The sequence below is a fragment of the Burkholderia sp. LK4 genome (genome assembly GCF_001043615.1).
GTDB lineage: Bacteria > Pseudomonadota > Gammaproteobacteria > Burkholderiales > Burkholderiaceae > Burkholderia > Burkholderia cepacia.
The window spans coordinates 1-23,528 of the sequence record NZ_LDUL01000110.1 but is presented as its reverse complement, the minus strand read 5'-3'; the positions used below and the strand labels follow the sequence as shown (position 1 = coordinate 23,528).

The 23,528-nt window shown below is 68.9% G+C and carries 24 protein-coding genes; 11 read left to right on the top strand and 13 right to left on the bottom strand.

The features are described from left to right. Positions 1–160: 160 nt before the first annotated feature. The gene (gene argF, locus VK92_RS37255) at positions 161–1,090 is read right to left on the bottom strand and encodes an ornithine carbamoyltransferase (protein ID WP_048026548.1); all 930 of its coding nucleotides are present in this window, start codon (positions 1,088–1,090) and stop codon (positions 161–163) included. Between the two features lie 413 nt (positions 1,091–1,503). Between argF and VK92_RS37250 the strand changes: the two genes are divergently transcribed. After that, positions 1,504–1,824: a DUF3579 domain-containing protein gene (locus VK92_RS37250; RefSeq protein WP_021162567.1), complete on the top strand. Its 321-nt coding sequence runs from the start codon at positions 1,504–1,506 to the stop codon at positions 1,822–1,824. A 168-nt stretch (positions 1,825–1,992) separates the two neighbouring features. Here VK92_RS37250 and rpsT read toward each other — a convergent pair whose 3' ends face one another. After that, complete coding sequence (gene rpsT, locus VK92_RS37245) at positions 1,993–2,265, bottom strand: 30S ribosomal protein S20 (protein ID WP_006482211.1); 273 nt, start codon at positions 2,263–2,265, stop codon at positions 1,993–1,995. Between the two features lie 304 nt (positions 2,266–2,569). Between rpsT and murJ the strand changes: the two genes are divergently transcribed. After that, complete coding sequence (gene murJ / locus VK92_RS37240) at positions 2,570–4,120, top strand: murein biosynthesis integral membrane protein MurJ (RefSeq protein ID WP_021162568.1); 1,551 nt, start codon at positions 2,570–2,572, stop codon at positions 4,118–4,120. 8 nt (positions 4,121–4,128) lie between these two features. Then, positions 4,129–4,971, top strand: a complete 843-nt coding sequence (locus VK92_RS37235; RefSeq protein ID WP_027789283.1) for a SirB1 family protein — start codon at positions 4,129–4,131, stop codon at positions 4,969–4,971. A 71-nt stretch (positions 4,972–5,042) separates the two neighbouring features. Here VK92_RS37235 and VK92_RS37230 read toward each other — a convergent pair whose 3' ends face one another. From VK92_RS37230 to lpxK, 5 genes are all read right to left on the bottom strand, one after another. After that, positions 5,043–5,801 (bottom strand): SDR family NAD(P)-dependent oxidoreductase, encoded by a 759-nt coding sequence (locus VK92_RS37230; RefSeq protein ID WP_048026550.1) that lies wholly within the window; start codon positions 5,799–5,801, stop codon positions 5,043–5,045. A gap of 343 nt (positions 5,802–6,144) precedes the next feature. After that, on the bottom strand, positions 6,145–6,807 hold the full coding sequence (gene adk, locus VK92_RS37225) for an adenylate kinase (protein WP_021162571.1): 663 nt from the start codon (positions 6,805–6,807) through the stop codon (positions 6,145–6,147). 207 nt (positions 6,808–7,014) lie between these two features. Continuing rightward, on the bottom strand, positions 7,015–7,806 hold the full coding sequence (gene kdsB, locus VK92_RS37220; protein ID WP_027789285.1) for a 3-deoxy-manno-octulosonate cytidylyltransferase: 792 nt from the start codon (positions 7,804–7,806) through the stop codon (positions 7,015–7,017). A gap of 116 nt (positions 7,807–7,922) precedes the next feature. Then, positions 7,923–8,117 (bottom strand): Trm112 family protein, encoded by a 195-nt coding sequence (locus VK92_RS37215; RefSeq protein ID WP_006482216.1) that lies wholly within the window; start codon positions 8,115–8,117, stop codon positions 7,923–7,925. Beyond that, the gene (gene lpxK / locus VK92_RS37210; RefSeq protein WP_048026552.1) at positions 8,098–9,126 is read right to left on the bottom strand and encodes a tetraacyldisaccharide 4'-kinase; all 1,029 of its coding nucleotides are present in this window, start codon (positions 9,124–9,126) and stop codon (positions 8,098–8,100) included. The genes VK92_RS37215 and lpxK overlap by 20 nt, the downstream gene beginning before the upstream one ends. A 450-nt stretch (positions 9,127–9,576) precedes the next feature. On the opposite strand from lpxK, the gene xseA reads away from it, so the two are divergent. Together xseA and sodB are read left to right on the top strand one after the other, a co-directional pair. Then, positions 9,577–10,959 carry an exodeoxyribonuclease VII large subunit gene (xseA, locus tag VK92_RS37205; protein WP_048026554.1) on the top strand — a complete coding sequence of 461 codons (1,383 nt, stop codon included), beginning with the start codon at positions 9,577–9,579 and terminating at the stop codon, positions 10,957–10,959. 214 nt (positions 10,960–11,173) lie between these two features. Continuing rightward, the gene (sodB, locus tag VK92_RS37200; RefSeq protein ID WP_011352986.1) at positions 11,174–11,752 is read left to right on the top strand and encodes a superoxide dismutase [Fe]; all 579 of its coding nucleotides are present in this window, start codon (positions 11,174–11,176) and stop codon (positions 11,750–11,752) included. A 106-nt stretch (positions 11,753–11,858) separates the two neighbouring features. Here sodB and chrA read toward each other — a convergent pair whose 3' ends face one another. Continuing rightward, positions 11,859–13,067, bottom strand: coding sequence for a chromate efflux transporter (gene chrA / locus VK92_RS37195; RefSeq protein ID WP_048026556.1), 1,209 nt, complete (start codon positions 13,065–13,067; stop codon positions 11,859–11,861). A gap of 87 nt (positions 13,068–13,154) precedes the next feature. Further along, the gene (locus VK92_RS37190; RefSeq protein WP_021156376.1) at positions 13,155–13,862 is read right to left on the bottom strand and encodes a Crp/Fnr family transcriptional regulator; all 708 of its coding nucleotides are present in this window, start codon (positions 13,860–13,862) and stop codon (positions 13,155–13,157) included. Positions 13,863–13,943: 81 nt separating this feature from the next. Here VK92_RS37190 and VK92_RS37185 point away from each other — a divergent pair, with 81 nt between their 5' ends. The 3 genes from VK92_RS37185 (at position 13,944) to VK92_RS37175 (ending at position 16,209) form a co-directional block, all read left to right on the top strand. Further along, complete coding sequence (locus VK92_RS37185; protein ID WP_048026558.1) at positions 13,944–14,468, top strand: Mpo1 family 2-hydroxy fatty acid dioxygenase; 525 nt, start codon at positions 13,944–13,946, stop codon at positions 14,466–14,468. Further along, positions 14,461–15,507 carry a 2-dehydropantoate 2-reductase gene (locus VK92_RS37180; RefSeq protein ID WP_048026560.1) on the top strand — a complete coding sequence of 349 codons (1,047 nt, stop codon included), beginning with the start codon at positions 14,461–14,463 and terminating at the stop codon, positions 15,505–15,507. Before VK92_RS37185 ends, VK92_RS37180 begins: the two co-directional genes overlap by 8 nt. A gap of 99 nt (positions 15,508–15,606) precedes the next feature. Beyond that, complete coding sequence (locus VK92_RS37175) at positions 15,607–16,209, top strand: methyltransferase domain-containing protein (protein WP_021156379.1); 603 nt, start codon at positions 15,607–15,609, stop codon at positions 16,207–16,209. A 19-nt stretch (positions 16,210–16,228) separates the two neighbouring features. On the opposite strand, the gene VK92_RS37170 is transcribed toward VK92_RS37175, so the two are convergent. After that, positions 16,229–17,503 carry an EAL domain-containing protein gene (locus tag VK92_RS37170; RefSeq protein ID WP_021156380.1) on the bottom strand — a complete coding sequence of 425 codons (1,275 nt, stop codon included), beginning with the start codon at positions 17,501–17,503 and terminating at the stop codon, positions 16,229–16,231. A 180-nt stretch (positions 17,504–17,683) separates the two neighbouring features. Continuing rightward, positions 17,684–19,120, bottom strand: coding sequence for a multidrug transporter subunit MdtD (gene mdtD / locus VK92_RS37165; RefSeq protein ID WP_021156382.1), 1,437 nt, complete (start codon positions 19,118–19,120; stop codon positions 17,684–17,686). Between the two features lie 218 nt (positions 19,121–19,338). Between mdtD and VK92_RS37160 the strand changes: the two genes are divergently transcribed. Next, a complete protein-coding gene (locus VK92_RS37160; protein ID WP_048026562.1) occupies positions 19,339–19,662 on the top strand; it encodes a DUF2917 domain-containing protein in 324 nt (107 codons plus the stop codon). Here the strand turns inward: VK92_RS37160 and VK92_RS37155 are convergent. Next, positions 19,659–19,937, bottom strand: a complete 279-nt coding sequence (locus VK92_RS37155) for a hypothetical protein (RefSeq protein ID WP_131723348.1) — start codon at positions 19,935–19,937, stop codon at positions 19,659–19,661. The genes VK92_RS37160 and VK92_RS37155 overlap by 4 nt on opposite strands. Before the next feature lie 187 nt (positions 19,938–20,124). On the opposite strand from VK92_RS37155, the gene VK92_RS37150 reads away from it, so the two are divergent. After that, on the top strand, positions 20,125–21,516 hold the full coding sequence (locus VK92_RS37150) for a CoA transferase (protein WP_048026565.1): 1,392 nt from the start codon (positions 20,125–20,127) through the stop codon (positions 21,514–21,516). 21 nt (positions 21,517–21,537) lie between these two features. On the opposite strand, the gene VK92_RS37145 is transcribed toward VK92_RS37150, so the two are convergent. Beyond that, positions 21,538–22,284 carry a GntR family transcriptional regulator gene (locus tag VK92_RS37145; protein WP_021156386.1) on the bottom strand — a complete coding sequence of 249 codons (747 nt, stop codon included), beginning with the start codon at positions 22,282–22,284 and terminating at the stop codon, positions 21,538–21,540. Positions 22,285–22,450: 166 nt separating this feature from the next. On the opposite strand from VK92_RS37145, the gene VK92_RS37140 reads away from it, so the two are divergent. Next, on the top strand, positions 22,451–23,296 hold the full coding sequence (locus tag VK92_RS37140) for an aldo/keto reductase (RefSeq protein WP_027789298.1): 846 nt from the start codon (positions 22,451–22,453) through the stop codon (positions 23,294–23,296). Positions 23,297–23,528 lie beyond the last annotated feature (232 nt).

Genomic DNA, 23,528 nt, shown 5'->3' with positions numbered 1-23,528 from the left:
AAAACCGATATCGCCACACAGATACGCGCTGACCACCTGTTGCTTGAACTGCTCGTCGTACTTCGTCATGAAAAACACCCCAAAGGTTGGATCGGTATCCAACTTTTGGGGTGCAGTTCACGATCGGCGCTTTTTACATGGGTTGCCGGGTGCCGGCGCGTCAGTGCTTGAGGCGGCCGAGCAGCAGGAACTCCATCAGTGCCTTCTGCACGTGCAGGCGGTTTTCCGCTTCATCCCATACGACGCTCTGCGGGCCGTCGATCACGCCGGCCGTCACTTCCTCGCCGCGGTGCGCGGGCAGGCAGTGCATGAAGAGGGCGTCCGGGTTCGCGTGGCCCATCATCTCCTCGTCGACGCACCAGTCGGCGAATGCCTGCTTGCGGGCCTCGTTCTCGGCCTCGAAGCCCATGCTCGTCCACACGTCGGTGGTGACGAGATCGGCGCCCTTGCACGCTTCGTTCGGATCGTTGAACACTTCGTAGAACGGCGCGCTGTCGGGCGACACGAGCTTCATGTCGAGCGCGTAGCCGGGCGGCGTGGACAGGCGCAGCTTGAAGCCGAGGATCTGCGCGGCTTCGATCCACGTGTAGAGCATGTTGTTCGCGTCGCCGACCCACGCGACGGTCTTGCCGGCGATCGGGCCGCGGTGTTCGTAGTACGTGAAGATGTCGGCGAGTACCTGGCACGGGTGGTATTCGTTCGTCAGGCCGTTGATCACCGGCACGCGGGAGTTGTCCGCGAAGCGCTGGATGATCTCCTGCTCGAACGTGCGGATCATGATGATGTCGACCATCCGCGAGATCACCTGCGCGGAATCCTCGACGGGTTCGCCGCGACCGAGCTGCGTGTCGCGCGTGCTCATGAAGACGGCGTGACCGCCGAGCTGGAAGATCCCGGCTTCGAACGACAGGCGCGTGCGCGTCGAGTTCTTCTCGAAGATCATCGCGAGCGTGCGGTCGTGCAGCGGGTGATAGGTCTCGTAGTTCTTGAACTTGCGCTTCAGGATACCCGTGCGTTCGAGCACGTACTCGTAGTCTTCCAGCGAGAAATCCTTGAACTGCAGGTAGTGACGAATGGTTTTGGCGGTCATGAAGCGAAATGCGGCGGGTTGCACCCGGCAGCAAGGCCGGACGGCGCCGCCGTCGGGTGTGGATAACTCAAAGCAGCATAAAGGATTTTCTGTGCTTTGACGAGCCGGGGAGAGAAACGGGGCGCGATCGCCGTGCACTGCGGGCGGCGCAGGAGGAGGGGTGTCGGGACGACGCGCGATGGCGCGCTGCGGTATAATCCAAAAGTTTTCTCCAGCCCGGCAGGCAAGCCTCTTCGCGCTCTGCCGGACACAAGCCGTGCGCTGCACAAATCCGGTGCAGTCCGCCGGCGGCGCACGTCGACGTCTCGTTTTCGGGATATCGGAATGCTTGTGCCGCCGTCCGTTTCAGCTTTGTGTTCGCGTATCCAGGCGCCGTTGCCTGGACATCGCCGGGCCGTCACTTGGGTAACCACATGGCTGAAACCCCTCCGACCGAATTCTTCATCCAGGGCATCACGAAAGACGGGAAAAAGTTTCGCCCGAGCGACTGGTCGGAACGTCTGGCCGGTGTGATGGCCTGCTTCGGGCCGGGGGCGAGCGGGCCGAACGCGCGCCTCAAGTATTCGCTCTACGTGCGTCCGACGATGCTCGGCGACCTCAAGTGCGTGATCCTCGATTCCCGGCTGCGCGACGTCGAGCCGATGGCGTTCGATTTCGTGCTGAATTTCGCGAAGGACAACAATCTCGTCGTCACCGAGGCGTGCGAACTGCCGGACTACGACGCGAAGAAGTGATGCCGGCACGGGCGAGGGCGCATGCGGCGCCCACCCTGGCGCCCGTCCTGGCACATGTCGCCGGCCCGCAGGATGTGCGCCGGCGACAGGCGACAAAAAAGCCCGCCTAGGCGGGCTTTTTTGCGATCGCAGGAAACAGGAACGCCCGCGTGAGCGGGCGCGCCGGAGTTACGCTGCTGCCTGCAGACCCTTGACGGCCGCGGCGAGGCGGCTCTTGCTGCGAGCGGCCTTGTTCTTGTGAACGATCTTCTTGTCGGCGATCGTGTCGATCGTCTTCACGGCAGCCTTGAACAGCTCGGCAGCCTTTGCCTGGTCGCCGGCTTCAACAGCCTTGCGAACCGACTTGATCGCGGTACGGAATTTCGAGCGCAGCGCCGAGTTGTGCGAGTTTGCCTTCGCGGCCTGGCGGGCGCGCTTGCGTGCTTGTGCGGAGTTAGCCATGACGGTTCCTTATCCTGTCCTGTTTCCAGAGCTTGGAGCCTGACGGCCAAGCGCTGCTTTTCGATCCGTCCCCTGAGAACGATTGCCCAGGGGCGCATAAAAAAACGGTGATTTTAACCGAGGCCGGGACATGAAAACGGCAGTTGCCGTGCATGTACGAGCCCAGAAACCGGCGATTATAGCAACAAAATCAAGCGAGTGGCAAGTTGAACGTGACAACCGTCGGGCGGGGCATCGGTGGCGTGCGCGCTTTTCGGCATCGGCCGCTGGCCGGGCCACGCAACGTCCGTATAATAAGCGCCCCATGAATCTATTCCGAGCCCTGCTGACGGTCAGCGGCTTCACGCTGCTGTCGCGCGTGACCGGACTGGCCCGCGAGACGCTGATCGCCCGTGCGTTCGGCGCCAGTCAATACACCGACGCGTTCTACGTCGCCTTCCGTATCCCGAACCTGCTGCGCCGCCTGTCCGCCGAAGGCGCGTTCTCGCAGGCGTTCGTGCCGATCCTCGCCGAGTTCAAGAACCAGCAGGGGCACGATGCGACGAAAGCGCTCGTCGACGCGATGTCGACGGTGCTGGCGTGGGCGCTAGCCGTGCTGTCGGTCTTCGGGATCGCCGGCGCATCGTGGGTCGTGTTCGCGGTCGCGTCCGGCCTGCACACCGACGGGCAGGCGTTCCCGCTCGCGGTCACGATGACGCGGATCATGTTCCCGTACATCGTGTTCATCTCGCTGACGACGCTCGCATCCGGCGTGCTGAACACGTACAAGAGCTTCTCGCTGCCCGCGTTCGCGCCGGTGCTGCTCAACGTCGCGTTCATCGCCGCGGCCGTGTTCGTCGCGCCGCACCTGAAGGTGCCGGTGTTCGCGCTTGCATGGGCCGTCATCGTCGGCGGCGTGCTGCAGTTCCTCGTGCAGCTGCCGGGCCTGAAGAAGATCGACATGGTGCCGCTGATCGGCCTCAACCCGCTGCGCGCGCTGCGCCACCCGGGCGTGAAGCGCGTGCTCGCGAAGATGGTGCCCGCGACGTTCGCGGTGTCGGTCGCGCAACTGTCGCTGATCATCAACACCAACATCGCGTCGCGGCTCGGGCAGGGCGCCGTGTCGTGGATCAACTACGCCGACCGCCTGATGGAATTCCCGACGGCGCTGCTCGGCGTCGCGCTCGGCACGATCCTGCTGCCGAGCCTGTCGAAGGCGCACGTCGACGCCGATTCGCACGAGTATTCGGCGCTGCTCGACTGGGGGCTGCGCGTCACGTTCCTGCTCGCGGCACCCAGCGCGCTCGCGCTGTTCTTCTTCGCGACGCCGCTCACGGCGACCCTCTTCAACTACGGCAAGTTCGACGCGCATACCGTCACGATGGTCGCGCGCGCGCTCGCCACCTACGGGATCGGCCTCGTCGGCATCATCCTGATCAAGATCCTCGCGCCGGGCTTCTATGCGAAGCAGGACATCAAGACGCCCGTCAAGATCGCGATCGGTGTGCTGATCGTCACGCAGATCTCGAACTACGTGTTCGTGCCGCTGATCGGCCACGCGGGCCTGACGCTGAGCATCGGCGTCGGCGCGTGCCTGAATTCGCTGCTGCTGTTCCTCGGGCTGCGCAAGCGCGGCATCTACCAGCCGTCGCCGGGCTGGCTGCGCTTCTTCGTGCAGCTGATCGGTGCGGCGCTCGTGCTCGCGGGCCTGATGCACTGGCTGTCGATCAGCTTCGACTGGACCGGGATGCGCACGCAGCCGCTCGATCGCATCGCGCTGATGGCCGCGTGCCTCGTGCTGTTCGCTGCACTATATTTCGGTATGTTGTGGGTGATGGGCTTCAAATACGCTTATTTCAGAAGGCGCGCCAAGTGACGACCGCAATGACCCGCGTCCTCGACTACTTCAGCACGCTCGTGGCAGACGACGACAGCCTGCCCGTCACGGAAGCGGCGCTGTCGCTGGCACAGGACGCCTATCCCGACCTCGACCTGCAGGGCACGCTGGCCGAACTCGACATGCTGGCGGCGCGGCTGCGCCGGCGGCTCGCCGACGACACGGACCTGAAGGGCCGCGTCGCCGCGCTGAACGACTTCTTCTTCCGCGAGCTCGGCTTCGCGTGCAATCACAACGATTACTACGACCCCGATAACAGCCACCTGAACGCCGTGCTGAAGCGGCGGCGCGGGATTCCGATCTCGCTGTCGGTGCTGTACCTGGAGCTCGCCGAGCAGATCGGCGTGCCGGCGCGCGGCGTATCGTTCCCCGGCCATTTCCTGCTGCGCGTCACGCTGCCGGACGGCGACCTGATCATCGACCCGGCCAACGGCCATTCGCTGTCCGAAGCCGAGATGGTCGAGATGCTCGAGCCGTACGTCGCGCGTGCGGCCGGTGCGGTCGACAGCGCGTTGCGCGCACTGCTGCAGCCGGCGACGAGCCGCGAGATCATCGCGCGGATGCTGCGCAACCTGAAGACGATCTATCTTCAGACGGAGCGCTGGCAACGGCTGCTCGCGGTGCAGCAGCGGCTCGTGATCCTGCTGCCCGAGCATCTCGACGAAGTCCGCGACCGCGGTTTCGCGTATGCGCGGCTCGACTACCTGCGCCCCGCACTCGAGGATCTCGAGCAGTATCTCGGCGAGCGGCCGGACGCGGACGACGCGACCGTCGTCGAATCGCAAGTGACCGAGTTGCGGCAGCGGATGCAGCGCGACGGCGAGGACTGAGCCGCCGCCGTGCTGCCAGCCGGAACCGTGAATGACACAACGCCCGCGATGCGGGCGTTTTTTCTGCGTGCTTATTTCGGCTGCATCCGGATCGCGCCGTCGAGGCGGATCACTTCGCCGTTGAGCATCGGATTCTCGACGATCTGACGCACCAGCAGCGCGTATTCGGCCGGTTTGCCGAGCCGCGGCGGGAACGGCACCATCGCGCCGAGCGCGTCCTGGACGTCCTGCGGCATGCCGAGCAGCATCGGCGTCTCGAACAGGCCGGGCGCGATCGTCATCACGCGGATGCCGTTGCGCGACAGGTCGCGCGCGATCGGCAGCGTCATGCCCGCGACGCCGGCCTTCGACGCCGCGTACGCGGCCTGGCCGATCTGCCCGTCGAATGCGGCGACCGACGCGGTGCTGACGATCACGCCGCGCTCGCCTTCCGCGGTCGGCGCGGTGGCGGCCATCGCGGCGGCCGCGAGCCGGATCATGTTGAACGTGCCGACGAGGTTCACGTTGATCGTCTTCGCGAACACGTCGAGCGGATGCGCGCCGTCCTTGCCTACGGTCTTGGCGGCGGGCGCGATGCCGGCGCAGTTCGCGAGGCCGCGCAGCGTGCCTGCGCGCGTCGCTGCGTCGACGGCCGCCTGCGCGTCGGTCTCGCTCGACACGTCGCAGTGCACGAAGATGCCGCCCAGCTCGGTCGCGAGTGCGGTGCCTGCCGTGTCGTTCAGGTCGGCGAGCACGACCGTGCCGCCTGCTTGCGCGAGCATCCGCGCCGTGCCGGCACCGAGGCCGGATGCGCCGCCCGTGATCAGAAATACGTTGCCGCGAATGTCCATGACTGTCTCCGTGTCGACCGCCCTTGGCGCTTCAGCGCTTAGGGCGGTCCCATGCAAGGCGGTCGACCGCCCTTGGCGCTTCAGCGCTTGGGGCGGTCCCATGCAAGGCGGTCGACCGCCGTCCGCGCTTCAGCACAAGTTACGCTTCCGGGGGCAATGCGATTGTCTGATTCTTGCCCCGTGATCGGTTGAAATGCCGGCGCACCGGTAACACAGACGCCCGCACCCGCCGATTGTACGGAGCACCCTCACGCGGCGGCGATACCAGAACGGTCGTGCGAATTCCGCCCGGGCAAAAAAAAGCCGCCCGGGGAGGGCGGCTTGCGGGTGCGCGACGCGCTGCTTACTTCAGTGCGTCAAACGCGCGCTCGCGGATTTCCTCGACGGCGCCGAGGCCCGAGATCTTGCGATACTGCGGCGCCTTCAGGCCGTTTTCCTCGCCGCGCTGCGCCCAGTCGCCGTAGTACGTGATCAGCGGCTTGGTCTGCGCTTCGTACACTTCGAGACGCTTCTTGACGGTTTCTTCCTTGTCGTCGTCGCGCTGGATCAGCGGCTCGCCCGTCACGTCGTCATGGCCTTCGACCTTCGGCGGGTTGAACTTGACGTGGTACGTGCGGCCCGATGCCGGGTGCGTGCGGCGGCCGCTCATGCGCTCGATGATTTCCGAGAACGGTACGTCGATCTCGAGCACGTAGTCGATCGCGACGCCCGCTTCCTTCATCGCGTCAGCCTGCGCGATCGTGCGCGGGAAGCCGTCGAACAGATAGCCGTTCGCGCAGTCGGCTTCCTTCAGGCGCTCCTTGACGAGGCCGATGATCAGCGCATCCGGAACGAGCTTGCCGGCGTCCATGTAGCCCTTCGCCTCGACGCCGAGCGGCGTGCCGGCCTTCACGGCCGCGCGCAGCATGTCGCCCGTCGAGATTTGCGGGATGCCGAACTTTTCCTTGATGAAGTTTGCCTGGGTGCCCTTTCCCGCGCCGGGCGCGCCCAACAGGATCAAACGCATGGTGATATCTCCAGTATGTAGATTCGTGTGGCGAGACGCAAAAAGCGCCGCGACGGTGGGCGCGGCGCTTGCCTGGCGCGCGGCGGACCGGTCTGATGCGGCGCGTCGGGTTGAGCGACGCGCGGCTGCCGGCAGGGCCGCGGGCGGGGTCAAGCGAGGACGCGCTGGTCGCGGACGGCTCGCACAATCGCCTGATTATGCCACGGGTTATTTTGGTCCCGGCTGAAAAAGGGCCTGCACGCGTGCGAGATCGGCCGGCGTGTCGATGCCGGCTTCGGGCGCGGACTCGGTGATCAGCACCGCGATGCGCTCGCCGTGCCACAGCGCGCGCAGCTGCTCGAGCTGCTCGGCCTGTTCGATCGGCGCCTGCGCAAGCGTCGGATACGTGCGCAGGAAACGCGCGCGATACGCATAGAGGCCGATGTGCCGATAGACCGGGAAAGCAGGCGCAGGCATGGCTGCGACGTCGGGCCAGTGCGGCTGGTACGCGTCCCGGCTCCATGGAATCGGCGCGCGCGAGAAGTACAGCGCGACGCTCTGCGCGTCGAGCGCGACCTTCACGACGTTCGGGTTGAACACGTCGGCCGCGTCGTGGATCGGGTGGGCGGCCGTCGCAATCGCGCACGCCGGATGCGCGGCGAGGTGCGACGCTACGTCGCGCACGAGTACGGGGTCGATCAGCGGCTCGTCGCCCTGAACGTTGACGACGACCGTGTCGTCGCTCCACCCGAACGTCGCCGCGACTTCCGCGAGACGGTCGGTGCCGGACGGATGGTCGGCGCGCGTCAGCACCGCTTCGAAGCCGTGATCGCGCGCGGCATCGAGCACGCTCTGCGCGTCGGACGCGACGAGCACCTGCTGCGCGCCCGCTTCACGTGCACGCTCGGCGACGCGTACGACCATCGGCTTGCCGCCGAGATCGGCGAGCGGCTTGTTCGGGAGCCGCGTCGACGCGAGCCGGGCGGGAATGACGGCGATGAAGGGTTGCGGGTGAGTCATCGGGGCGGGCGGTGAGAAGAACGGAGCGGGCGGCGCGCCTGGCGCGGGTCGCCCGGAGGGTTCGGCGCCCTGGCCGCAGACGGGCCGCGGCTCGGGCTGGAGCGGGGTCGGGCGGCTCAGCGGCCGGCCGGGTCGACCGGCGTGCCTTCGACGGTCTGGCGCGCTTCGTCGACCAGCATCACGGGGATGCCGTCGCGGATCGGGTAGGCGAGCTTGTCCGCGTTGCAGATCAGCTCCTGCGCGGCACGGTCATAGTGGAGCGGGCCTTTGCAGATAGGGCACACAATGATTTCAAGCAGGCGAGCGTCCACGGAGTTTCTCCACAACGAGGGCAATGAGGCGAGGATCGAGCGCGGCTTCGACGGGGACGACCCACAGTCGAGCGTCGCGCCAGGAAGCGCCCAATTTTACTGCATCCTTCTCGGTGATCAGGATCGCGTCGACGGCGTCGTCGACGAACGGATTGTCGGCGAACGCATAGTGATCGGGCAGCGCGCGCGTCGCGGGCGCGAGACCGGCCGCGCGCAGCGTCGCGAAGAAGCGTTCCGGCGCGCCGATGCCGGCCGCGGCGAGGACGCGCTCGTTCGCGAATTGCGACAGCGGGCGGCGCAGCGCCGGCTGGTCGAGGTGCCATGCGGCGCCCGGCGTGAGCGCGAGCGAATAGGTGTCGGGCCACGGCGGCAGCGCGCCGCTGTACGGATCGTTGACGAGCGTCGCGTCGCGGTGCCGCGACAGCGGCTCGCGCAACGGCCCGGCCGGCAGCAGGAAACCGTTGCCGCCGAGCCGGTGGTCGAACACGACGAGTTCGACCGTGCGCGCGAGGCGGTAGTGCTGCAGGCCGTCGTCGCTGACGATCACGTCGACGTCCGGATGCGCGGCGCGCAGCGCCTGCGCGGCCGCGACGCGATCCGGGCAGACCCAGACGGGCGCGCCGGTGCGGCGTGCGATCAGGAGCGGCTCGTCGCCGCCCGCGCCGGCGCGCGACGCGGCCGTGATGGCGGTCGGCGCCTTCACGTTCGCGCCGTAGCCGCGCGACACGATGCCGGGGGTGAAGCCGGCCGCTCGCAACGCGTCGACGAGCGCGATCACGGTCGGTGTCTTGCCGGTGCCGCCGACGGTCACGTTGCCGACGACGACGACGGGCACGCCGACGTCGACCGGCTTCTTCCAGCCCTGCGCGTACGCGGTGCGCCGCAGCGCCGCGCACAGGCCGAACACGCACGCGAACGGCGTGAGTGCCCACGCGAGCGCGCCGCGGCGCTGCCATTCGCGCGTCAGGCGCGCTTCGAGCCGGGCGAGCGGGCCGTCGGGCGCGCTCATCGGGCCGGGCGCGGCAGGTCGTGCGCCGCGGCGTGGGACGGATTCGTCAAGGCGGATTCTCCGTTGGGCGGCGCATGCCGCGGGGTCTGCGGAAGGCGGCACTCTAGCGCGCCGCAGGCGGGCGCGGCAAGCGCGACCGGCCGACGCAGCCCACGGGGCCGGATCGTGACGGCTTGTGGATAACTCTGTGAAGAACTCCCCGTTCGAATGAGTCAAACGCCCGCCGGGCGGGCCTCGAATCGGATGAGAATCGTTTCGAAAGTTTTAAAAATATATAAAAATCAATACGTTATCTCAAATCGTCTGGATTTTTCCGCGGTTTTCCGGCGTTTTAGGCCGACGCTTGCCAAAGTGTGGACACCTTCCGCGCGTCACCGCGCACACGCCCGGCGCTGGACGTCGCGCGCGTGTCGGACTATCGTGTCGCCGCCAGCATTCATCCGACCGTCCATGCCTTCCGACTCCCCATTTGCCGCGCCGGGTGCCACCCGCGGCGGCGACGAAGTGATACCCGTTTCGGCGCTCAATCGCGCGATTTCGACGATGCTTGAGCGCTCGTTTCCGCTGCTGTGGATTTCGGGCGAAGTGTCGAATTTCACCCGCGCCGCGAGCGGCCACTGGTATTTCTCGATCAAGGACCAGCAGGCGCAGATGCGCTGCGTGATGTTCCGTGGCCGCGCGCAATACGCGGAATTCACGCCGCGTGAAGGCGACCGGATCGAGGTACGCGCGGTCGTGACGATGTACGAGCCGCGCGGCGAAGTGCAGCTCAACGTCGAGGCCGTGCGGCGCACGGGCCAGGGGCGCCTGTACGAGGCGTTCCTGCGGCTGAAGGCGCAGCTCGAGGGCGAGGGACTCTTCGCGCCCGAGCGCAAGCGGCCGCTGCCGCCGCACCCGCGCGCGATCGGCATCGTCACGTCGCTGCAGGCCGCCGCGCTGCGCGACGTGCTGACCACGCTCGCGCGCCGCGCGCCGCACATTCCGGTGATCGTCTATCCGGCGCCCGTGCAGGGTGCGGGCTCGGCGGAAAAGCTCGTCGCGGCCGTCGAGACCGCGAATGCGCGCCGCGAGGTCGACGTGCTGCTGGTCTGTCGCGGCGGCGGCTCGATCGAGGATCTGTGGTCGTTCAACGACGAGGCGCTGGCGCGCGCGATCGCGGCGAGCGAACTGCCGGTCGTGAGCGGCGTCGGGCACGAGACCGATTTCACGATCGCGGACTTCGCGGCCGACCTGCGCGCGCCGACGCCTACCGGCGCCGCCGAGCTCGCGAGCCCGCAGCGCGCACTGCTGCTGCGCGAGGTTGGCGAGCGCCAGCGTGCGCTCGCCCGCGGCATGGAGCGCCGGCTGGAGCAGCGCGCGCAGCAGCTCGACTGGCTCGCGCGCCGGCTGGTGAGCCCGGCCGAGCGGCTGCAGCGGCAGCGCACGCACGTCGAGCAGCTTGCCGTGCGGCTGGCGTCGGCGGCGTCGCGGCCGGTGCGCGACGCGCGCGCGCGGTTCGCGCTCGCGCAGTTGCGCTGGCAGCGCGCGCGCCCCGATCCGTCGCAGGCGCGCCAGGCACTCGCGGGGCTGTCGCAGCGCCTTGCGCTCGCATTGCAGCGCCGTCACGAACGCGACACGGCTCGCGTGTCAGCCTGTGCGGCAAGGCTCGAGGTGTTGAGCCCGCAGCGCACGCTCGAGCGCGGTTATGCGGCGCTGATCGATGCGCAGACGGGCCGCGCGGTGCGCACGCCGAACGCATTGAAGCCGCAACGCCGCCTGACCGTGCACCTCGCCGAAGGCTCGGCCGACGTGTCGCTCGCCGACGTGCAGCCGCGCCTCGCCGATACGATCTGACGTGAGCGGCGCACGCGCCGCGACCGGGCAAAACGCGCGGGAACGGCGGTTGCGCGGTATCGGCTCGTCCCTGTGGACGATGCGCGAACATCGCTTTTCCGCATACCGCGGATAAATGGCCCGTGAGTTTGCGGGGTTATTCGTCCTCGCCTACAATCGGACGCTCGGCAGCATTCAACACAAGCCCCCCTACATACTCAACGAAGGAATCGCCATGGCTCATACGCTCCCGCCGCTCCCGTACGCTGAAGACGCACTCGCGCCGACCATCTCGCTCGAGACGATCCAGTACCACTACGGCAAGCATCATCAGGCTTATGTGACGAACCTGAACAATCTGATCCCGGGCACGGAATTCGAAAACCTGTCGCTGGAAGAGATCGTGAAGAAGTCGTCGGGCGGCATCTTCAACAACGCCGCGCAAATCTGGAACCACACGTTCTTCTGGAACAGCCTGTCGCCGAACGGCGGCGGCGCACCGACGGGCGCGCTGGGCGACGCGATCAACGCGAAGTGGGGTTCGTACGACGCATTCAAGGAAGCGTTCACGAAGGCCGCAGTCGGCACGTTCGGTTCGGGCTGGGCATGGCTCGTGAAGAAGGCTGACGGTTCGCTCGACATCGTGTCGACGAGCAACGCAGCAACCCCGCTGACGACGGCCGACAAGGCACTGCTGACGATCGACGTGTGGGAACACGCGTACTACATCGACTACCGCAACGCACGTCCGAAGTTCGTCGAAGCGTTCTGGAACATCGTGAACTGGGACTTCGCAGCGAAGAACTTCGCGTAAGGTCCGGCACCTGCGCGCCGCGACGGCGCGCGGTACCCAGCAGAAAAGCCCTCGTTTCGAGGGCTTTTTTGTTTTTGCCGCAGCGAAACGTGCCGCGCGTGCCCGGTCAGGCGAGGAGGCCGAGCCCCCAGCCGAGCGCCGCGCTCGCGATCACGACGGCCCAGGGCGGCACACGCCAGAACACCAGCGCGACGAAGGCGACGAGTGCCGCGGCCAGGTCGCGCGGCGTCATGATCGTATCGGTCCAGACCGGGTGATAGAGCGCCGCGAGCAGCAGCCCGACGACGGCCGCGTTCACGCCCGCGAGCGCGGCCTGCATCCGCGTGCTGCGGCGCAGGCGCTCCCAGAACGGCGCGGTGCCGGCCACCAGCAGGAACGACGGCGCGAAGATCGCGACCAGTGCGATCGTGCCGCCGAGCCAGCCGTTCGGCGCATCGCGCAGCGACGCACCGAGGAATGCCGAGAACGTGAACAGCGGCCCCGGCACGGCCTGCGCGACACCATATCCGGCCAGGAACGCCGCATCGCCGACCCAGCCGGGCGCGACCACGGCCGCCTGCAGCAGCGGCAGCACCACGTGGCCGCCGCCGAACACGAGTGCGCCGGTGCGGAAGAACGCATCGACGACGGCGAGCGTATCGGATTGGAGCGCGCGGGCGGCGAACGGCAACGAGACGAGCAGCGCCGCGAACAGCGCGAGCCACAGCAGGCCCGCGCGATGCGACACGTGCAGCGGCAACGGCTCGTGTGCGTCGCGTGCCGGCTGCGGCAGCAGCACGAGGCCGGCCGATCCGGCCGCGACGATCACCGCAATCTGCGTCCACGCAGCCGGTGCGAGCAGTGCGGCGCACGCGGCCGCGGCCATCAGCGTGACGCGGCGCGCATCCGGGCACAGCGTGCGTGCCATACCCCATACGGCCTGCGCGATCACGGCGACCGACACGATGCGCAGCCCGTGCAATGCACCGGCTTCGATCGGTGCGCCCGTCGCGTGCACGCCGAGCGCGAACAGCATCATCAGCAGCGCCGACGGCAGCGTGAAGCCGAGCCACGCGGCGAACATGCCCGCGTAGCCGGCGCGCGCGAGGCCGATCGCCATCCCGACCTGGCTGCTCGCGGGCCCCGGCAGGAACTGGCACAGCCCGACGAGATCCGCGTAGGTGCGTTCGGTGAGCCAGCCCCGCCGCGTGACGAATTCGGCGCGGAAGTAGCCGAGGTGCGCGACCGGGCCGCCGAACGACGTGAGGCCGAGCCGCAGGAACGCGACGAAGACGGGCCACGGATGGCGGGAGGGGGCGGCGGTCGATGGATTCAAGGCGGAGCGATGGGGGAGCGGACGAGCCGCCACGATAGCGCAACCCGGCGGTGGCGGGGTAACGCATCACGGTGCGGTGCGCGTTGCTCAGCGCGTGCCGTCTCCCAGCCCGCTCGCGCGGCGCAGCGCGTCGATATCGACGAGTTCGATCTCGCCGACGTGCAGCCGCACGATGCCGTCGGCCTGCAGCGCCTTCAGCAACTGGTTGGTGGTCTGCCGCGTGATCGACAGCATCGACGCGAGCGTTTCCTGCGACAGCCGCACGCGCGTGCGCCCGGCGCTGATCCCGCCGTAGCCGTCGGCGATCATCAGCAGGCGGGCGGCGAGCCGCTGCGCGGCCGGCATCACGCTCATCGACTCGACGGTCAGGAAGCTCAGGCGCAGCTTCTGCGCCATCAGCAGCGCGAACTGCCGCCAGTATTGCGGCGTCGCGTCGAGAATCGCGAGCAGCGCGGCCTGCGGGACGTGCAGCAGCAGTGCGTCGTCGAGCGCGATCGCGTCGTGCGTGCGCGGCTGGCCGTCGAACAGCGCGATTTCGCCGAACCACGTGACGGGCTCGGCGACCGTCAGCAGCGCCTCCTTGCCCTGCGGATCGACCGCACCTATCGTGAGTGAACCGGCCAGTACCGCGTACAGCCCGCACGGCGGGTCGCCGCGCCGGAACAGCGCATGGCCGGCCGGCAGCCGGCGCAGCGCCGCGCGGGCGAGCAGGTCCGCGCGCAACGCGGGCGGCAGCGCGGCGAACCACGGGTTCGCTTCGATCTGCGGCAGGTACGGGGCGAGCGAAGAGGGCATGGGCACGCGATGTCGGGTAGCTGACAGAGGTTCTCGGGCGTGACGCGCATCATAGCGCCCAACAACCGACCAGGAGACGCGATGAAGACGCTCGAAGACCATCTTTCCCAGTATGCGGCCTACCACCGCGACGCGCGCAACATCGCGACGCATCTGGTCGGGATCCCGATGATCGTATTCGCGGTCGAGGTGCTGCTGTCGCGGCCGGCGCTCGGGATGCTGGCCGGCGTCGCGCTGTCGCCGGCGCTGCTGCTCGCCGTCGCGTTCGCGGTGTTCTACCTGCGTCTCGACCTGCGGTTCGGGATCGTGATGACCGCGCTGTTCGCGCTGGGCCTGTGGGGCGCGCAGGCGCTCGCGTTGCTGCCGACCGCGCAATGGCTCGCCACCGGCATCGGCGCGTTCGTCGTCGGCTGGATCGTCCAGTTCGTCGGGCACTGGTTCGAAGGGCGCAAGCCCGCCTTCGTCGACGATCTGGTCGGCCTGATGGTCGGGCCGCTGTTCGTCGTCGCCGAGGTCGCGTTCTTCGCGGGACTGCGCGGCGAAGTGCGCCGCGAAGTCGAGCGGCGGGCCGGCCCCGTGCACGGCGGCGCGCATTCGCATGTCTGACGCACCGGTCTGCGTATTCGGTGCGGGCGCCGTCGGCTGCTATCTCGGCGGACGGCTCGCGGCGGCCGGCGCGAAGGTGACGCTCGTCGGCCGCGCACGGATCGGCGATGCGATTCGTCGGCACGGGCTGACGCTGACCGACCGGCGCGGCTATCGCGCGACGCTCGCCCCGGCCGATGTCGTGTTCACGACCGATCCGGCGGCTGCGGCTGCGGCGCGGCTCGTGCTCGTGGCGGTGAAATCGGCCGCGACGCGTGAGGCCGCGGCGCAGCTGGCCGGCGTGCTGCGGCCCGGCACGGTCGTGATCAGCTTCCAGAACGGCCTGCACAATGCCGACGTGCTGCGCGAGGCGCTGCCGCAAGCAACCGTGCTGGCCGGCATGGTGCCGTTCAACGTGATCGAGCGCGCGCCCGGCGCGTTTCACCAGGGCTCGGCCGGCGCGCTTGCGGCCGACGCGTCTCCCGCGCTGCCGCCGTTTGTCGACGCATTCGCGCGCGCCGGGCTGCCGCTCGCGCTGCATCGCGACATGCGGGCCGTGCAGTGGGCGAAGCTGCTGCTCAACCTGAACAACGCGGTCAATGCGCTCGCGAACCTGCCGCTGCGCGACGAACTCGCGCAACGTGCGTACCGGCGCTGCGTCGCGCTCGCGCAGCGCGAAGCGCTGCACTGCCTGGCGCGGGCCGCGATCCGGCCTGCGCGGTTGACGCCGTTGCCGGCCGCGTGGATCCCGGCCGTGCTCGACTTGCCCGATTTCGCGTTCCGCGTGCTCGGCGGCCGGATGCTCGCGGTCGACCCGCTCGCGCGTTCGTCGATGTCCGACGATCTCGCGGCGCAGCGTGCGACGGAAGTCGAGTGGATCAACGGCGAGGTCGTATGGCTGGCCGCGCGCTTCGGCGCGCAGGCGCCCGTCAATGCGCGACTGTGCGCGCTCGTGCATGACGCGGAACGTGCGGCGGCGCGCCCGGCCTGGCGCGGCGACGCACTGTGGGCCGAGTTGACCGCGCAGGCAGTGCGCGCGGGCGACGTGCGGGCCGCGTAGGGGCCGCGCAAGCCGACGCGCGGGGCGTGGGGGCCGCACGGCAGGTGCTGTGGCCAAGATGCGCGGTGCGTCATACGACGCTTATGCGGAGCTGTCACCATGGTGGATCGCCCGACTCTCGATGCCTACGACGCCCACGCCGCGCAATACGCGCAGGACTGGCTCGACCAGGCCGCGCCAGACGACATGTACGCGCTGCTGGAGCAGTATTTCTCACCGGGGCCGACCGCGGACGTCGGCTGCGGAGCCGGGCGCGATACGGCCTGGCTCGCGTCGCGCGGCTTCGACGTGCGCGGCTACGACGCGAGCGCCGCACTGCTCGACGAGGCGCGGCGCTGCCATCCGGACCTCACCTTCGAGCTGGCCGCACTGCCCGCGCTGGCCGGCGTGCCGTCCGGCGCGTTTCGCAACGTGCTGTGCGAAACGGTCGTGATGCATCTCGAACAGGCGGATGCGGCGGCCGCCGCCGCGCGGCTGGCCGAGCTCCTGATGCCGGGCGGCACGTTGTACATGAGCTGGCGGGTGGCCGGCAACGGCGCGTTGCGCGACGAGCGCGGCCGCCTTTACACGCCGCTCGATGCGGCGCGGATGCGGGCGGCGCTCGGCGCGGGCACGCAGGTGATCGACGAGCACGAGGTCGTCAGCGCATCGTCCGGCAAGCGCGTGCACCGGCTGATCGCGCGCAAGGCCGCCGCCGCGTGAGCGCGGCGCGGCGGCCGGCTCATTCGCGGTTGAGTGCCGCTTCCCAGTTGATGTCGACGCAGAGCACCTGCATGCCGGTCGCGACCGGCGCGGCGATCGACGCGGTCACGCACAGGTGCGCCTCGTTGATCGACAGGTAGGGGGACGTCAGGTGCACGTGGCCCGGCGCGCGCATCGCGTCGATGAAGTACGGGCGCCGTTCCCAGCTCGCGCCTTCCGAGTGCAGCAGCGGCCGGAAGCGCTTGGCGCGCTGCGATACGCTGCCGCGCGCGAGCACGTTGTCGCCGATCTGGCGCCCCGATGCGTCGAGCAGGAAACACCGGGCGGTCTCGGGCAGCCCGAGTACGACGGCCGCCGCGTCGGTGAGCGGCTCGCCCGCGCCGAGCTTCCGGCTCGCTTCCTCGAGCGCCGCGACGTACGGCGCGAGCCGTTCCGCCTGCGTGCGCTCGCGTTGCGCGACGCGCAGCCGCAATGCGGCCGACAGCGTATCCATGCAGCCCGCGGCGGCCTGCGGCTGCACCGGTTCGACGCTCGGCCCCGCGAAATACTGGCCCTGCACGAAATCGACGTCGCACTCGAGCGCGATCAGCGCGTCTCGCTCGGTCGCGAGCCCGCCCATCAGCACGAGCTGGCCGGATTCGTGCAGTAGCGACACGAGCCCCGGCAGCACGCGTTCGAGATGCGAGTGCTCGCTTGCCTGCGCGAGGATGCCGCGATCGAGCGTGACGATGTCGGGATGCAGGTGCCACACGCGGTCGATGTTCGAATGCTTCGCGCCGAACCCGACCAGCGCGATCAGGAAGCCGGCCTTGCGCAGCCCGTCGACGATCGCCGCGTAACGCGGCGTTTCGCCGCCGGCCTGCTCGGGCACTTCGAGCACCACGCGATGCGGCGGCAGCCCGAGCGCCTTCAGGTTCGCGAGCAGGGCGTCGCTGTAGACGGTGTCCATCAGCGCGGCCGGATGCAGGCTCAGGAAGAGCCATTCGTCATGACTGTCGAACGCGTGGAAGTTGCCGAGATGCAGCGATTCGGCGAGCCGGCCGAGCTCGAGCAGGTCGCCGCGCCGCGCCGCCTGCGTGAACACCTCGTGCGACGCCACCTGGCGGCTGTCCTCGTCGTGCGCACGCAGCGACGCGTGATAGCCGATCGCGCGGCGGTGCGACACCGAGAAAACGGGCTGGAACACGCTGAACACGGTGTAGCCGCCGTACAGCACGGTGCGCCGGTTCCCGTCGTCGCCGGCGATGGGGCGGGGCGGCTGAAAGCCGGGGGGATCGATTTCGATCATGCTCATGATGTCGGCCGAAGGAAGACTGCCAGTTTACCTAGAGAATAGGCGAGCAAGAAGCGTGCACGGCATCGTACCCCGTGCGGCGGCGCGTCGCGGCCGGGCCGTCGGTCATCGCCGGCGCATCGAACGGCCCGCGCTGCACCGCAATGGTGCGCGCCGACCCGGTTCGGCGCGCGCAGCGCGTCACGCGCGTTCGGACGGGTCGGTCTTGCGCGCGGTGCTGCGGATCTCGGGCGCGAGCTGCGCGAAGATCCATGCGGAAGCGGCCGTGATGATCCCGACGCAGATGAAGGTCGCATGGAATGCCGGCAGCGTGTTGCTCGGCGTCACGGTGCGCAGCATGCCCGTGAACGTCGCGAGCAGCGCCCCCGCGACCGTGACGCCGAGACTCATCGACAGCATCTGCACGAGCGAGAACAGGCTGTTGCCGCTGCTCGCGCCGCCCGTGCCGAGATCCTTGAGCGTCAGCGTGTTCATCGCGGTGAACTGCATCGAGTTGAAGCCGCCGAACAGCGCGAGATGCACGATCTTCACCCAGACCGGCACCGTGTCGCGCATCAGCGCGAAGCTCGCCATCATCACGCCGACCATGATCGTGTTCACGAGCAGCACCTTGCGATAGCCGTAGCGCGTGATCAGGCGCGTGATGATCCGCTTCGAGAACATCCCGGCCGCCGCCACCGGCAGCATCATCAGCCCGGCCTCGAACGCCGAGTAGCCGAGGCTCACCTGCAGCAGCAGCGGGATCAGGTACGGCATCGCGCCGCTGCCGATCCGCGCGAACAGGTTGCCGAGCAGCCCGACGCTGAACGTGTGGATCCGGAACAGCTCGAGCGAGAAGATCGGCTGCGGCGCGCGCACCGCGTACAGGCCGTATGCGACGAAACACGCGAGGCTCAGGATCAGCAGCACGAGCACGGCCGCGTGCTGCATGCCGAGATCGGCGAGGCCGTCGAGCGACAGCGAGATCGCGACCATGCCGATCGTCAGCAGCAGATAGCCTTTCAGGTCGAAGCGGCCGACGGCCGGGTTGCGCGAATCGGGCATCGAATAGAAGGTCGCGATGCAGCCCGCGACGCCGACCGGCACGTTGATCAGGAAGATCCAGTGCCACGACGCGATCTTCACGAGCCAGCCGCCGAGCGTCGGCCCGATCAGCGGGCCGATCAGGCCGGGAATCGCGACGAACGACAGCGCGGACAGGTAGCGTTCGGCCGGGAACGTGCGCAGCACCGCGAGTCGCCCGACCGGCAGCAGCATCGCGCCGCCGACCCCCTGTACGACGCGGAACGCGACGAGTTGCTGCAGCGTATGCGCGTTCGCGCACAGCAGCGAGCCGAGCGAGAACACCAGGATCGCGCTGAAGAACACGCGCCGCGTGCCGAAGGTATCGGCGAGCCAGCCCGACACGGGGATCATCACCGCCATCGTCAGCGAGTACGCGATCACGACCGACTGCATGCGCAGCGGCGACTCGCCGAGGCTCGCGGCCATCGACGGCAGCGCCGTGTTGACGATCGTCGAGTCGAGCGTCTGCATGAAGAAGCCCGTTGCGACGAGCCAGAGCATCACGGTGAGGTTCTTTTCGCCGGGAGCGGCGGCAGGCGGGCGCTGGAACATGGGGGCGGGGCGGTGGTGCGGGACAGCCGACATTGTAGGGAAAGCCGTCGCGCCGTGCAGGTTCGGCGCAACGGCGGTGCGAAGTCCGGCCGGCGGGCGCCTGTCCTCGTCGAGCGACCGGTACAGTTCAGCCGAAAGTGTTCGTCGCCGTATCTGTCCGTGTGCTGCCGCTGTCCGAAATACTGGTGCCATCGGACCCGTGCGACCAGGAGGCTGCCATGCGCGAACTGCGACTTTACGTGATCGAAGGCGACGAGCCGGCCGGCCGGTGGCGGATCGTCGATCGCACCGCGCTGGAGGTCGCCGACGGCGAGGTCTGGGTGACGATCGAGGGCCGGATCGACGATCACTGGCTCGGCGCCGGCGATTCGCTGACGCTCACGCCCGGCATGCGCGTCTGGGTCAGCGCGGGGGCGCACGGCGCGACGTTCGCGTTCGGTCCGCTCGACGCGCCCGCCGTGCGCGCCGCGCAGGCGTGGTGGCGGCCGCTCGTCGCATCGCGCGACGGCCGGCGTCACGCGCCCGCATCGCTGCCGACCTAGCCCCCGGCGCTGGCGGATCGGCGTGCGTCCTGGTATTGCTCGGGCGCATGCGCGATCCGGCCGGCCGTGCGGCCATCGGCGATCCGCGTGGTCGGCGAGCCCGGCGCCGGGATGCGCCGGTCGAGCGAATGCTCGCCGACGTATTCCAGGCGTTTCGCTTCGGGATAACGGCGTGCGAGCTGCCGCATTTCGTCCGCGCGGTAGCGACAGAGCGTGGCCGTGCCGCCCGGCAGCGAGCGCAGCGCGGCGCGGTTCACGTGCGCATGGAGGGGCACGCCGGCACCGAGGATGCAGGCAGACTTGCCGTGCGTTGGGGATGTCGAGCCGGTTGCGCGCGCCGGCGAGCAGGCGATACATCCGCGCTGCGACCGTGTGCGAGGTGCCGATTCGCACAATCAGGATTGCTCGCGACGGTCGCGAATTCTAGACTCGATCCTGTCTCCCCCCACGTCCCGTCCCGCCATGACACCCGAACTCGCGTTGACGCATTTGTGGCGGCTCGCACACGGCGACCCCGACGCGCTGGCACGCGCGACCGTGACGGGGCAGGACCCGACGCTGCCGTCGACCTTCCGGGTCGGCACGCTGGCCGCGGCGACGATCGCGGCAGCCGGGCTCGCGGCGGCCGAATGCCACCGGCTTCGCACGGGCGTTGCGCAAACCGTCGACGTGTCGGTGCGCGACGCGCTCGTCGCGTTCCGCAGCGAACGCTATCTGCGTGTCGACGACGGCCCGCCGCCGGAGTTGCGTCATCCGGTGACGGGCTTCTACGAGACGCGCGACGGACGCTGGATCCAGTTGCACGCAAACTTCCCGCATCACCTGCAGGGGATGCTCGGCGTGCTCGGCTGCGGCGCGCGGCGGGACGACGTCGCCGCGGCGATCCGCATGCGGGACGGCGCAGCACTCGACACCGCGCTGGCCGAGGCAGGGCTGTGCGCCGCATTGATCAGAACACCTGACGAGTGGGCGGCGCACGAGCAGGCGCGTGCGATTGCCGCGCTGCCGCTGTTCGAGATCGAGCGGATCGGCGATGCGCCCGTCGAGCCGATCGGCGGAGGCGACGCCGGCCAGCCGCTTGCCGGTGTGCGCGTGCTCGATCTCACGCGGATCATCGCGGGGCCGGTCGCGGGCCGCACGCTGGCGTCGCACGGCGCGCAGACACTGCTCGTCAACGGCCCGCACCTGCCGAACATCGCGCCGCTCGTGATCGACAACGGGCGTGGCAAGCGTTCGACGTGGGTCGATCTGCGCGACGACGCGGGCATCGATACGCTGCACGCGCTCGCTCGTGATGCGGATGTGTTCCTGCAGTCGTACCGGCCCGGTGCGCTCGCGGCGCGCGGCTTCGGGCCGCTCGCGCTGGCGGCGCGGCGGCCCGGCATCGTGTGCGTGTCGATCTCCGCGTACGGGCATGCGGGGCCGTGGGCGCAGCGGCGCGGCTTCGACAGTCTCGTGCAGTCGGCGAGCGGGATCGCGTGGCAGGAACAGCAGGCCGCGCACGCGAACGCGCCGCGCCACCTGCCGTGCCAGGCGCTCGATCATGCAACGGGTTATCTCGCGGCGTTCGGCGCGATGATCGCGCTCGCGCGCCGGGCACGCGAAGGGGGAAGCTGGCACATGCGACTGTCGCTCGCGCAGACGGGCCGCTGGCTGCAGTCGTTCGGCATCGTGCCGGACGGCCTGCAGGCACCCGATTTCGCGCGCACCGATGTATGCGACCGGATCGAGCGCATCGCGTCGCCGTTCGGCATGCTCGACGCGGTGCGGCCCGCCGAGCGCTTATCGGTGACACCGCCGTCGCTTGCGCGCCCGTCCGTGCCGCTCGGCACCGACGATGCGTGCTGGCTGTAAGCGCCGGCGGCGCGGCAGGCGTTACTTGCGCAGTTCGACGACGAAGTCGTAGTAGTCGTTGCGGCAGTAGGTATCGGTCAGTTCGATCGCGCGCTGGTCCGACGTATAGCCGATTCGTGTGATCAGCAGCAGCGCGTCGTGCGGTGCGATGCCCATCTGCTCGGCGATCTCGTCGGTCGCGTTGACCGCGCGGAAATGCTGCAGCGCGCGCACGATCGGCGTGCCGCGCGCTTCGAGATAGCTGTACAGCGACCCGCCGATTGCCTGCGGATCGGGGATCAGCGTCGCGGGAAACGTCGAATTCTCGACGGCCATCACGATGCCGTCGGCGAGGCGCAGGCGCTTCAGGCGCGTGACCGATGCGGCCGGCGACAGCCCGAGCTGGATCACTTCGTCGCGGTTCGCCGGCTGGATCTCGCGTGCGATCCATTGCGAGCTCGGCTTGAAGCCGCGCCGTTCGAGCATTTCGCTGAAGCTCGACAGCCGCGACAGCGGATCCTCGTAGCGCGGCTGGATGAAATTGCCGGCGCCCTGCGTGCGGCGAATCAGGCCTTGCTCGACGAGCAGCGCGATCGCCTTGCGCGCGGTGATGCGCGATACGCCCAGTGCATCGGACAGCACGCGCTCGGAGGGCAATGCCTCACCGGCTGTCCAGCGGTTGTCGTGGATCGCGTCGCCGAGCTTGCGGGCGAGCTGCAGGTAGAGCGGCGTGTCGTTGTCGGGGTCGGGGCGCAGGTCCTGCCAGCGGTCGTCCGTGGATGCCTTCATGGAGTGGGTATCGATCAGGGTGCGGCCATTCTAAGTCATCGCGTGGCGCCGTTATAGCCGGTTTTTGCCGTGCAATAGGTGAATCGCGCGCCGATTGACTACACTGATGCGTCGTATTCCATGCCTGGGTCGCGGTGCGCGGCCACGAATCCGCAACGAGGAACGCATGACAGACACGATCGCCACGGTCGTCCTGCCGGACGGCGAGACGATTCCGAAGCTTGGCCTGGGCACGTGGGAGATGGGCGAGCGGCCGGCCCGGCGCGCGGACGAGATCGCCGCGCTGCGCGAAGGCGTCGCGCTCGGAATGACGCTGGTCGATACGGCCGAGATGTACGGCGACGGCGCGACCGAGGAACTGGTCGGCGAGGCGCTCGCGGGCCTGCGCGACGACGTGTTCCTCGTCAGCAAGGTGTATCCGCACCATGCGAGCCGGCGCGGCGTCGTTGCCGCGTGCGATGCGAGCCTCAAGCGCCTGCGTACCGATCGCCTCGACCTGTATCTGCTGCACTGGCGCGGCTCGGTGCCGCTCGATGAAACGGTCGAAGGCTTCGAAGCGCTGCAGCGCGCGGGCAAGATCCGTCACTGGGGTGTCAGCAACTTCGATACGGCCGACATGGCCGAGCTCGTCGATGAAGCCGGTGGCGGCGCGTGCGCGACCAACCAGATCCTCTACAACATCGCGCGGCGCGGCCCGGAATTCGACCTGCTGCCATGGCTTGCCGGGCACGGGATGCCGGCGATGGCCTACAGCCCGGTCGATCATGGACGGCTGCCGAAGCGCTCGCCGCTCGACGAGATCGCACGGCAGCGCGGGGTGTCGGTGATGCGCGTCGCGCTTGCGTGGGTGCTCGCGCAGCCGGGGGTTTTCGCGATCCCGAAGGCGTCGCGCATCGAACACGTGCGCGACAACCGGGCCGCGCTCGATTTCATGTTCAGCGACGACGAGCGCGCGCAGCTTGACGCGTACTTCCGTCCGCCACGCAGCAAGCGCGCGCTCGAGATGCTCTGACGACACCCGGCCGGGCAACGCGGCAGGTCAGTGGTTGCCCCCGGAGGATCCGCCGTTGCCGTGACCGCCGCCATTGCCGTTCCCGCTGCCATGGCCATTGCCGACACCGTTGGCACCGCCATTGCCGGCGCCGCCACTGCCGTTTCCATTGCCGTTGCCACCGCCATTGCCGTGGCCACCGTTGCCACCGTCGCCGCTGCCATGGCCGCCGCCGTTACCGTGACCGCCGCCA